The sequence below is a fragment of the Microbacterium sp. Leaf351 genome, assembly GCF_001423825.1.
Taxonomy (GTDB): Bacteria; Actinomycetota; Actinomycetes; order Actinomycetales; family Microbacteriaceae; genus Microbacterium; species Microbacterium ginsengisoli.
Window position 1 is genome coordinate 158,152 of the sequence record NZ_LMPK01000035.1, and the last position, 10,451, is coordinate 168,602.

Here is a 10,451-nt window from a genome sequence, read left to right on the forward strand (position 1 = left end):
GTTGCGCATGACGTAGAGCTGGAACCAGTTGCGTCCGGTCGGGTTCGCCGCCTTCACTCCCTCGATCGAGGTGGTGCCGAGGGTCGAGAGGGTGAACGGGATGCCGGCGGCCTCGGCCGCTCCGGCGCCGGCGATCTCACCCTCGGTCTGCATCAGGCGCGTGAACCCTGTCGGGGCGATGCCGAACGGCAGGGCGGATGGCCCGCCGAGCACGTCGACCGACGTGTCGACGGACTCGGCGGGACGCAGCACCCGCGGGTGGAACTCGATGTCCTCGAAGGCCTGGCGGGCTCGGGCGAGCGAGAGCTCGCCCTCGGCCGCGCCGTCGGTGTAGTCGAAGGCGGCCTTCGGGGTGCGGCGCTTCGCGATCGTGCGCAGATCCGCGATCGTGAGCGCGGACTCGAGCCGACGCTTCTTGAGGTCGAAGGACGGCTTCTTGAACTGCATCAGTTCGAGCAGCTCGGCCGGGTTGGGAAGCTGACGCTGAACCATGTCTCTCCTCAGGAGGTCGCGGTCGGGGTGTAACGAAGCGGCGCATGGGTGCGCCGTACGAGGTCGCGGAGCGCCTCGAGGGAGCCGGCGGCGAAGCCCGCCGCGCGGGCCTGCACGAGAACGTTACCGAGCGCGGTGGCCTCGACGGGACCCGCCTCGACGACGAGTCCCGACCGGTCCGCCGTGCGCTGGCACAGCAGGGTGTTCAGGGCGCCGCCGCCGACGATGTGGATCGTCGCGACATCGACCCCCGCGAGCTGCGCGGCGGTGTGCACGTTGCGCGCGAACGCGTCGGCGAGCGACTCGACGATCGCGCGGGCGTACTCGGCGCGGGTGCGCGGCGGTCGCACGCCGTGCTCGTCGCACCACGCGTCGATTCGGCCGGGCATGTCGCCGGGGCGCAGGAACCGCGGGTCGTCGACGTCGAAGACCGGCACGGATGCCGCGGGCACCTCGGCGGCCGAGTCGAGCAGCGTCGGCAGGTCGATCGCATGACCCTCCTTCGCCTCCCAGCCGCGCACGGTCTCGCTGAGGATCCACAGGCCCATCACGTTGTGCAGGAACCGCACGCGGGAGTCCACGCCGCCCTCGTTCGTGAAGCCGGCCTCCCGGGCGGCGTCGGTGACCACCGGCGAGGGAAGCTCGAGGCCCACCAGACCCCACGTGCCGCACGAGATGTAGGCGGATGCCGCGGCATCCGCCATCGGCACCGCGACCACCGCCGAGGCGGTGTCGTGCGAGCCGATCGCCGTGACCGGCACCGCGCCGGGCGCACCGATCTCGACCCGCACCTCGTCCAGCAGCACGCCGTAGCTCTCGCCCGGGGCGATGAGCGGCGCGAGCAGCGAGCGGCGCAGCCCGAGACGGTCGAACAGGTCGTCGTCGAGACGCTGGTCGTCGACCCGCAGGAGCCCGGTGGTCGATGCGTTCGTCAGCTCGGTGCGGGCCTGGCCGGTCAGCCAGTACGCGACGAGATCGGGGATGAGCAGCGCGGTGTCGGCGAGGTCGAGCACGTCGCGGCGCTCCGCGGCGAACTGGTAGAGCGTGTTGAACGGCAGGAACTGCAGGCCGTTGCGGCGATAGAGATCGGGATGCCGCATCCGGCTGTGCACACTGAGCACCCCGCGTGCGGTGCGCTCGTCGCGGTAGTGGTACGGGTTGCCGAGCAGCACGCCGTTGCGCAGCAGACCGTAGTCGACCGCCCAGGAGTCGATGCCGATGGAGGCGATGCCCGGCGCCTGCCGGAACGCATCGCCGAGGCCGCGCACGGCCGCCCCGTACAGCCCGAGCACGTCCCAGTGCAGCCCGTCGGGCGTGCGCACCGGGGTGTTCGGGAAGCGCGCCACGGTCTCGGCCCGCAGCTCGCTCCCGCTCACGTGCGCGAGCACGACCCGGCCGCTCGTGGCGCCGAGGTCGATGGCGGCGACGTGGCCGCCGGAGACCGCTGACGTCATCGCAGGAACGCCGCGGCGACGCCCGAGTCGACGGGGATGTGGAGACCGGTGGTGCGGCTGAGTTCGGGGCCGGTGAGCACGTACACCGCGTCGGCGACGTTCTCGGGCACGACCTCGCGCTTGAGGATCGTGCGGTTCGCGTAGAACTGGCCGAGGTCCTCCTCCTTGACCCCGTAGGTCGCGGCGCGGTTGGCGCCCCAGCCCGAGGCGAAGATGCCGGAGCCGCGCACGACGCCGTCGGGGTTGATGCCGTTGACCCGCACGCCGTGCTCGCCGAGCTCGACGGCGAGCAGGCGCACCTGGTGGGCCTGGTCGGCCTTGGTCGCCGAGTAGGCGATGTTGTTCGGACCGGCGAACACGCTGTTCTTCGAGGAGATGTAGATGATGTCGCCGCCGAGCTTCTGGTCGATGAGCGCCTTCGCGGCCGCCTTCGACACGAGGAACGAGCCCTTGGCCATCACGTCGTGCTGCAGGTCCCAGTCCTTCTCGGTGGTCTCCAGCAGCGGCTTCGAGAGCGACAGGCCGGCGTTGTTGACGATGAGGTCGATGCCGCCGAAGGCGAGCACGGCGGCATCGATGGCGTCCTGCACGGCGGCGCCGTCGGCGACGTTGGCGGCGACGCCGATCGCGACATCCGATCCACCGAGCTCGGCGGCGGCGGCCTGCGCCTTCTCGAGGTCGAGGTCCGCGACCACGACGCAGGCGCCCTCGGCGGCGAGACGGGTCGCGATGGCCTTGCCGATGCCCGACGCCGCTCCCGTGACGAACGCGATGCGGCCCTGGTGGGTCTTCGGCTTCGGCAGGCGCTGCAGCTTGGCCTCCTCGAGCGCCCAGTATTCGATGCGGAACTTCTCCGCGTCGGAGATGGGGGTGTAGGTCGAGAGGGCCTCGGCGCCGCGCATCACGCCGATCGCGTTGACGTAGAACTCGCCGGCGACGCGGGCCGTCTGCTTGTTCGCTCCGTAGCTGAACATGCCGACACCCGGCACGAGCACGATGAGCGGGTCGGCGCCGCGGATGGCGGGCGACTCGGATGTCGCGTGCGCGTCGTAGTACGCCTGGTAGTCGGCGCGGTACTCGACGTGCAGCTCGGCGAGGCGGGCCAGCTGCTCCTCGAGCGTCGCGGTGGCCGGAAGGTCAAGCACGAGCGGCTTGACCTTCGTGCGCAGGAAGTGGTCGGGGCAGCTCGTGCCGAGACCGGCGAGGGGGAGGAGCTTCTCGCGCGAGAGGAAGTCGAGCACCGGCTCGCTGTCGGTGAAGTGGCCGACGACGACCCGGTCGGTCGAGGCGAGGCCGCGGATGGTCGGGGCGAGGGCGGCGGCGCGCGCGCGGCGCTCGGCCTCCGGCAGCGGCTCGTAGCCGGGGACGACGGCTCCGAACGGCTCCGCGGCACCGTGCTCGGCGATGTAGGCGGCCGCGGTGTCGATGATCCACAGCGAGTTGCGCTCGGCCTCGTCGGAGGTCTCGCCCCACGCGGTGATGCCGTGGCCGCCGAGGATCGTGCCGATGGCCTGCGGGTTCTCGGCCTTGATGGCGGCGATGTCGAGTCCGAGCTGGAAGCCGGGGCGGCGCCACGGCACCCAGACGACCTTGTCGCCGAAGATCTTCTCGGTCAGGGCGGGTCCGTCGGCGGACGTTGCGATCGCGATGCCCGAGTCGGGGTGCAGGTGGTCGACGTGCGGGGCGTCGACGAGGCCGTGCATCGCGGTGTCGATCGACGGGGCCGCGCCGCCCTTGCCGTGCAGGCAGTAGTCGAAGGCCGCGACCATCTCGTCCTCGCGGTCGATGCCCGGGTAGACCTCGGTGAGCGCGCGCATGCGGTCAAGACGCAGCACGGCGAGACCGGACTCGGTGAGCGTGCCGAGATCGCCGCCGGATCCCTTCACCCACAGCAGCTCGACGGGCTCGCCGGTGACGGGGTCTGTCGCCGTGCCTTTGGCGGACGTGTTGCCGCCCGCGTAGTTCGTGTTCTTGGGGTCGGCGCCCAGACGGTTGCTGCGGGCGATGAGCTCGGATGCGGCGGAGTTCGACATTCGGTGATCCTGTTCGTGTTCTCTTCTGTGAGATCAAACAAAAGATAACAAAATCAGACGATCTGCACCAGAGGGCGATACGGATCGAGACGGGTGTCGTCCGCGGCGAGATCGGTCACGAGCAGATCGATCTGCGACCAGTCGAGCGCGGACGCCAGCGCACGATCGCCGAGCTTGGAGGAGTCGATCAGCAGCACCGTCTCATCGGCCGCCGCCGCGAACGCCGACTTCATGGCGGCCTCCTCGGCCGTCACCTCGCTCGACCCGCGCAGATCGATCGCCGCCGCCGAGGTGAAGAAGCGGGCGTAGGTCGCCGCGGCCACGGCGCGCGTCGCGAACGGACCGACGTAGCTGCCGGTGCGGTCCTCGCGCTCGCCGCCGACCAGGATCGACCTGACGCCCGCGATCTGTCGTGCCGTGGCGGCGTTCTCGACCGAGTTGCTGACGACCAGCAGATCGTCGGCCTCCGCAAGATGGGCGAGCAGCACGCCGGTCGTCGACGAGGCATCCATCGCCACCGCCCCCGAGCGGGGGACGAGCTCGGCGGCCTTGCGGGCCAGCACGGCCTTCTGAGCGCCGCGCGTGGCCCGGCGCTCTTCGAAGGGGCGGGGCGTGATCGCCGCCACCGCACCGCCGCGCACCCGGCGCACGGCGCCCTCGGCGGCGAGGNCATCGCGATGCAGGATGGCGAGCAGAAGCGCCCGTCGTTCTTCTCCGAGCAATCCAGCCATGGGGCCTGAGCGTATCGGTTCGGTGTGGTGCGCCGGGGAGACCGCGATCGGCGGTGCGATCTCCCCGACGGGTCTGGGTGGGTCAGGCGCCCCAGCCGGCCTGCACGCCGCCGACGCGCTCGGCCTCGATGCGGGCCTGGTAGCCGGAGGCGAGGTAGGCGGCCATCGGGTCGGCGGGAAGCCCGCGACCCTCGCGCCACTCGGCGAGAGCCGGACGCACGTCGGTGTAGAACGCGTCCATGTAGACGGCCTGGGCGGCCAGCACATCGTTCGCGGTCTGCGCGGCGGCCAGCGCCTCACGGTCGACGAGCAGCGCACGCGCGGTCATCTCCTGCACGTTCAGCACCGAGCGGATCTGACCCAGGATCTTGTTCTCGATGTTGTGGCACTGGTCGAGCATGAAGACCACGTCGGGGTTGTCGAGCCCGCCGCCGCGGATGACCTCGCTGAGGATCCGGTAGAGCTGGAACGGGTCGGCGGCGCCCACGATCAGGTCGTCGTCGGCGTAGAAGCGGGAGTTGAAGTCGAACGACCCCAGCTTCCCGAGGCGCAGCAGCTGCATCACGATGAACTCGATGTTCGTGCCGGGCGCGTGGTGGCCCGTGTCGAGGCAGACCATCGCCTTGTCGCCGAGCGCCGCGACCTGCACGTAGGAGGTACCCCAGTCCGGGACATCCGTGTGATAGAACGCCGGCTCGAAGAACTTGTACTCCAGCACGAGACGCTGCTCGTCGCCGAGGTGGGCGTAGATCTGCTGCAGCGAGTCCTGCAGGCGGTCCTGGCGGGCGCGCATGTCGTTCTGGCCGGGGTAGTTCGAGCCCTCTGCGAGCCAGATCTTCAGGTCGCGCGACCCCGTCTCGTGCATGACGTCGATGCAGGTGAGGTGGTGGTCGATCGCCTTCCGGCGGATGCGGTCGTCCTCGTGGGTGAGGGCGCCGAACTTGTAGTCGTCGTCCTGGAAGGTGTTGGAGTTGACGGTGCCGAGGGTCACGCCCTCGGATGCCGCGTGCTCCCGCAGGGCGCTCCAGTCGTCGACGAGGTCCCACGGGATGTGCAGGGCGACGGCGGGGGCGAGGCCGGTCAGACGGTTCACCTGCGCGGCATCCGAGATCTTCTCGAACGGGTCGCGCGGGGTGCCCGGCGTCGTGAACACCTTGAAACGGGTGCCCGAGTTGCCGAACGCCCAGCTGGGCAGCTCGATGGCCTGCTTCTCGAGAGTGGAGCGGACGGCGGGAGTCAGGATGCTCACTGTGCGCGGCTTTCTGCGGTCGTAGGGACGGGCGAGGAGCCGCTCTCGGCGAGCTGGTCCTCGAGGTGGAAGATCTCGGTCAGTGCGGTCGCGGCCTGGTCGGGCCGCCCGTCGAGACCGAGGAAGAAGGGGGCCATCTCCGCTTCCCAGCGGGTGGCGATCTCGGATGCCGCGAGGTACGCCTGCGCGGCCACGTCGTCGTCGACCTCGTAGTAGCCGACGAGCCTGCCGCCCTCACCGAGGAAGAGCGAGTAGTTGCGACGACCGGATGCCGCGATCTCGGCGAGCATCTCCGGCCAGACGGGGGAGTGCCGTGCGAGGTAGTCGTCGAGGCGCGCGGGGTCGATCCGCAGCTCGAAGCTCACGCGTGGCATGGGGTGGTCCTTTCGGGTGGCACGGCCGGCCGCACGGGGCGGCCGGCCGGGAGGGGAGACAAGATCAGAAGTTGAAGTTGTCGATGTTGCTGGCGTCGAACACGAACGGGTCGCCCAGCAGCACGGTGCCGTCGGCGCCGACCGTGAACTTGCCGAGCTTGCCGGCGGTGAAGGTGTCGCCCTGCTTGCCCGTGATCTCGCCCTTGATGAGCGCCTCGGCGGCGTAGGCCGCGAGGTAGCCGAGGTCCTCGGGGTTCCACAGTGCGAACGAGGTGACGGTGCCGTCCTTGATGTAGGCCCGCATCTGGTTCGGGGTGCCGAGACCGGTCAGCGCGACCTTGCCCTTGTAGGCGGACGTCGACAGGTAGCGAGCCGCGGCGGCGATACCGACCGTCGTGGGCGAGATGATGCCCTTCAGGTTCGGGTGGGCCTGGAGCAGAGCGGCGGTCTTGTCGAACGAGGTCTGGTCGTCGTCGTTGCCGTAGACGACATCGACGAGCTTGATGTTCGGGTGGTCGCTGGCCAGCAGCGCCTTCATCTTGTCGATCCACGCGTTCTGGTTGGTCGCGTTCGCCGCGGCCGAGAGGATCGCGATCTCACCCGAGTCGCCGATCTGCTTCGCGATCAGGTCGACCTGCACCTTGGCGATGCCGTCGGACGTCGCCTGGTTGACGAAGATGTCGCGGCACGAGGTCTCGGTGTCCGAGTCGAAGGTGACGACCTTGACGCCCGCGGAGCGGGCCTGGTTGAGCGAGTCGCAGATGGCCTTCGGGTCGTTCGCCGAGACGACGAGCGCTCCCACGCCCTGCTGCGTGGCCGTGTTGATGTAGCTGACCTGACCATCGGGCGAGGCCTGCGCGGGGCCGACCTGGTTGAAGGTGCCGCCGAACTCGGCGACCGCGGCCTGGCCGCCCTTCGCCGAGGTGTCGAAGTACGGGTTGCCGAGGTTCTTCGGCAGGAACGTGATCGACAGGTTGCCGCTGCCGCCGCTCGAGCCGCTGGTCGGCGACGACGAGCCGGTGTCGGCACAGGCCGTGAGGGCCAGCGCCGCCGTCACGGCCACAGCCGCGAGGGCCAGGACGCGCTTGGGTGCAAACGTCATTGTTCGTTTCCTTTCATGGGTGGCGCCGCGACGGGACGTCGTCGGCTGGTCGTGCGGGCTCATGAAGCTGCGGAGGCCGCCACGGTGGGTGTCGGCGCCGGTCGGCGGCGCCGGGACTGGAGGAACGCGAGCACGCTCGCGCCGATCACCGAGAGCACGAGCAGCGTGCCGGTGATGATGTTGATGACGTCGGAGGTGACGTTCACGAGGCGCAGGGCGCTGGAGAGCGTGCCGATCAGCAGCACGGCGGCGATGACGCCGTACAGCTGGCCACGACCGCCGAACACCGACACCCCGCCGAGCACGACCGCGGCGATGACCTGCAGCTCGAGCCCGGTGGCGTTGTCGCCGCGCGCACTGCCGAAGCGCAGCGTGTAGAAGATCCCCGCGAAGGCCGAGACGACGCCCGCGAGCACGAACAGCACGAACTTCGTGCGCTCCACGTGCACGCCCGAGAATCGGGCGGCGTCCTTCGAGAGGCCGATCGCGTAGACGCCGCGACCGAAGGGGGTGAAGTGCAGCAGCAGCGCGAAGATCACCAGGAGCACGAGGAACGGCACGATGATGTACGGGATCGCGGTGCCCGCGATCTTCGCCTTCGCGAGCGCTGTCCACTCGACGGGGAAGCTCGTGACGGCGGTGGTGCCCAGTAGGCCGACCGCAAGACCTCGGAACAGCGCGAGGGTTCCGATCGTCACGGCGAGGGAGGGGAGCCCGACGACGGTGACGAGGAAGCCGTTGATCGCGCCACCGATGACGCCGACGAGGAGCGCCGCGAGGGCGGCGACCCCGAACGGGGCCCCCGCCTGCACGAGCACTCCGGTCGTCACACTCGACAGACCCACCATGCTTCCCACCGACAGGTCGATCTCGCCGGTGATCATGATGAGGGTCATCGGCAGTGCGATCAGAAGGATCGGCGCGACGTCGAGCAGGAGGAAGGTGAGGGTGAGCGGCTGGTTGAACCCGCGCACGGTCGAGGCCGACACGATCGCCACGGCGATCAGGAGCACGACGATCGCCGTCTCACGCGAGAGCAGCACGCGGCGCCAGAACGGCTTGTCGTAGTTCTTCACGACCCGCACGGTGGCAGTGGTGGTGGGGGCGGTCATGCCTGGTCCCTCGTTTCGATGAGACGCCGTTTCTGTCGCACGGCCAGGACGCGGTCGAGCACGATCGCGCCGATGATGAGGACGCCGACGACGGCCTGCTGCCAGAAGTCGGGGATGCCGAGCACCGGAAGCGCACGGTTGATGGTCAGCAGCAGCACGGCGCCGAGGGCGGCACCCCATACGGTGCCGACACCGCCGACGATCGCGACGCCACCGACGACCGCGGCGCCGACAGCCTGGAGTTCCCAGCCGGTGCCGGCCTGGGAGTCGACGGTGCCGTAGCGCGCGGCGTAGAAGACGCCCGCGAGGCCCGCGAGTGCTCCCGAGAGGATGAAGGCGGTGAGGATGCGACGGGTCACCCGGAGTCCGTACAGGTGCGCGGCTGCGGGGTCGGAGCCGATGGCGTAGAACTCGCGCCCGCCCCGGGTGTTGCGCAGGTACCACGCGGCGATCCCGAGGACGACGACCGCGACGATCGTGAGGATCGGGATCGTGAGGATCTGCCCGGTGCCGAGCCCGAGGAACGAGCTTGGCATGTCGGAGGCGTTCACGCGGTTGCTGCCCGCCCAGACGACGCCGATGCCGCGGTAGGCGTAGAGCGTGCCCAGCGTGATCACCATCGCGGGAACCTTGCCGAAGGCGACGAGAGCTCCGTTGACGAGTCCGAGAACCGCGCCCGCCGCGACGGCGATCAGCACGACGAGCGGAATCGGGATTCCGGGGATGTCGCTGAACAGCCGGCCGGTGAGATACGCGGTGAGACCGATCACGGAGCCCACCGAGAGGTCGACGTTGCGCGTGATGATCACGATCGCCTGTCCGACGGCGACGAGCAGCAGGATCGACGGGGTGAGGAGCAGGTCGCGCCAGCCGTCGGAGCTGAACAGGAAGCTGGGGTTCTTCACCGTGCCGGCGGCGACCACGAGCACGATGGCGAGCAGGATGCCGAACTCACGTGCGCGACCGAGGCGACCGATCGTCCTCGACACGGCCGAGACGGGGATGTTGGTGGTGGTCATCGGGCGTGCTCCGGAGCGTGGGTGGCGGCGTGCATGACGTTCTCCGAGGTGGCCTCGGCGCGGGCGATGTCGGCGGTGAGGCGACCCTCGCGCATGACAAGCACGCGGTCGGCCATGCCGAGCACCTCGGGAAGCTCGGACGAGATCATGAGGATGCCCATGCCGCGGCCGGCGAGCTCGGAGAGAAGGCGGTGCACTTCGGACTTCGTGCCGACGTCGATGCCGCGCGTGGGCTCGTCGATGATGAGCACGGTGGGCTCGGTGGCGAGCCACTTCGCGAGCACGACCTTCTGCTGGTTGCCGCCCGACAAGGTCGCGGCGACGGTGTCGAGGGCGTGGGTCTTCACCTCGAGGCGCGACGCCCATTCGCGTGCGGCACGGTTCTCGGCACGCTGAGTGAGCAGTCCGAACTTCGTGAGCCGGCGGCGGATGGCGAGCGTGATGTTCTGTCCGACGCCCGACTCGACGACGAGTCCCTGCTTGCGGCGGTCTTCGGGGACGAGGGCGAGGCCGGCACGCATGGCCGCCGTCGGGCGGCCCGAGGGCACGATCTTGCCCTTGAGCTTCACGGTGCCGGCGGAGTACGGGTCCACGCCGAACACGGCACGGGCGACTTCGCTGCGCCCGGCACCCACGAGGCCGGCGAGGCCGACGATCTCGCCGGCGCGCACTGTGAACGAGATGTCCTGGAAGACGCCGGGGCTGGTGAGATGCTCCACCTCGAGCAGCGGCTCGCCGATCTCGGCGGGCTGCTTGGGGAACAGCTCGGTGATCTCACGTCCCACCATCTGACGAACGATCGCGTCGACGGTGGTGTCGGCGATCGCGCTGGTCGCGATGTAGGCGCCGTCGCGCATGACGGTGACGGTGTCGCAGAGTGCGAAG

The 10,451-nt window shown here is 69.8% G+C and carries 10 protein-coding genes; all 10 read right to left on the reverse strand.

The features are described 5' to 3' along the window. A partial coding sequence (locus ASG00_RS18375; RefSeq protein ID WP_235559547.1) for an alpha-hydroxy acid oxidase occupies nucleotides 1-492 on the reverse strand: 492 nt, incomplete at its 3' end. 8 nt (nucleotides 493-500) lie between these two features. Continuing rightward, nucleotides 501-1,946: a rhamnulokinase gene (locus ASG00_RS11850; RefSeq protein WP_056209836.1), complete on the reverse strand. Its 1,446-nt coding sequence runs from the start codon at nucleotides 1,944-1,946 to the stop codon at nucleotides 501-503. Next, nucleotides 1,943-3,979, reverse strand: a complete 2,037-nt coding sequence (locus ASG00_RS11855) for a bifunctional rhamnulose-1-phosphate aldolase/short-chain dehydrogenase (RefSeq protein ID WP_056209838.1) — start codon at nucleotides 3,977-3,979, stop codon at nucleotides 1,943-1,945. Before ASG00_RS11855 ends, ASG00_RS11850 begins: the two co-directional genes overlap by 4 nt. A gap of 53 nt (nucleotides 3,980-4,032) precedes the next feature. Further along, the gene (locus ASG00_RS11860) at nucleotides 4,033-4,629 is read right to left on the reverse strand and encodes a DeoR/GlpR family DNA-binding transcription regulator (protein ID WP_327037514.1); all 597 of its coding nucleotides are present in this window, start codon (nucleotides 4,627-4,629) and stop codon (nucleotides 4,033-4,035) included. Nucleotides 4,630-4,792: 163 nt separating this feature from the next. Continuing rightward, complete coding sequence (rhaI, locus tag ASG00_RS11865) at nucleotides 4,793-5,959, reverse strand: L-rhamnose isomerase (protein WP_045246456.1); 1,167 nt, start codon at nucleotides 5,957-5,959, stop codon at nucleotides 4,793-4,795. Continuing rightward, nucleotides 5,956-6,333 (reverse strand): L-rhamnose mutarotase, encoded by a 378-nt coding sequence (locus ASG00_RS11870; protein ID WP_045246457.1) that lies wholly within the window; start codon nucleotides 6,331-6,333, stop codon nucleotides 5,956-5,958. The genes rhaI and ASG00_RS11870 overlap by 4 nt, the downstream gene beginning before the upstream one ends. A gap of 64 nt (nucleotides 6,334-6,397) precedes the next feature. Next, nucleotides 6,398-7,435, reverse strand: coding sequence for a rhamnose ABC transporter substrate-binding protein (gene rhaS / locus ASG00_RS11875; protein ID WP_045246458.1), 1,038 nt, complete (start codon nucleotides 7,433-7,435; stop codon nucleotides 6,398-6,400). Nucleotides 7,436-7,494: 59 nt separating this feature from the next. Further along, nucleotides 7,495-8,547, reverse strand: a complete 1,053-nt coding sequence (locus ASG00_RS11880) for an ABC transporter permease (protein WP_045246459.1) — start codon at nucleotides 8,545-8,547, stop codon at nucleotides 7,495-7,497. Beyond that, complete coding sequence (locus ASG00_RS11885; RefSeq protein ID WP_056209844.1) at nucleotides 8,544-9,566, reverse strand: ABC transporter permease; 1,023 nt, start codon at nucleotides 9,564-9,566, stop codon at nucleotides 8,544-8,546. Before ASG00_RS11885 ends, ASG00_RS11880 begins: the two co-directional genes overlap by 4 nt. Further along, nucleotides 9,563-10,451: sugar ABC transporter ATP-binding protein (locus ASG00_RS18380; protein WP_235559548.1), on the reverse strand; the 889-nt coding region annotated here is incomplete at its 5' end. The genes ASG00_RS18380 and ASG00_RS11885, both read right to left, overlap by 4 nt.

What these genes read in the sequence shown, in the direction of transcription:
- ASG00_RS11885 (WP_056209844.1), bottom strand. Translation starts at nt 9,566, where the DNA reads ATGACCACCACCAACATCCCCGTCTCGGCCGTGTCGAGGACGATCGGT.
- rhaS (WP_045246458.1), bottom strand. Translation starts at nt 7,435, where the DNA reads ATGACGTTTGCACCCAAGCGCGTCCTGGCCCTCGCGGCTGTGGCCGTG.
- ASG00_RS11850 (WP_056209836.1), bottom strand. Translation starts at nt 1,946, where the DNA reads ATGACGTCAGCGGTCTCCGGCGGCCACGTCGCCGCCATCGACCTCGGC.
- ASG00_RS11855 (WP_056209838.1), bottom strand. Translation starts at nt 3,979, where the DNA reads ATGTCGAACTCCGCCGCATCCGAGCTCATCGCCCGCAGCAACCGTCTG.
- ASG00_RS11870 (WP_045246457.1), bottom strand. Translation starts at nt 6,333, where the DNA reads ATGCCACGCGTGAGCTTCGAGCTGCGGATCGACCCCGCGCGCCTCGAC.
- ASG00_RS11880 (WP_045246459.1), bottom strand. Translation starts at nt 8,547, where the DNA reads ATGACCGCCCCCACCACCACTGCCACCGTGCGGGTCGTGAAGAACTAC.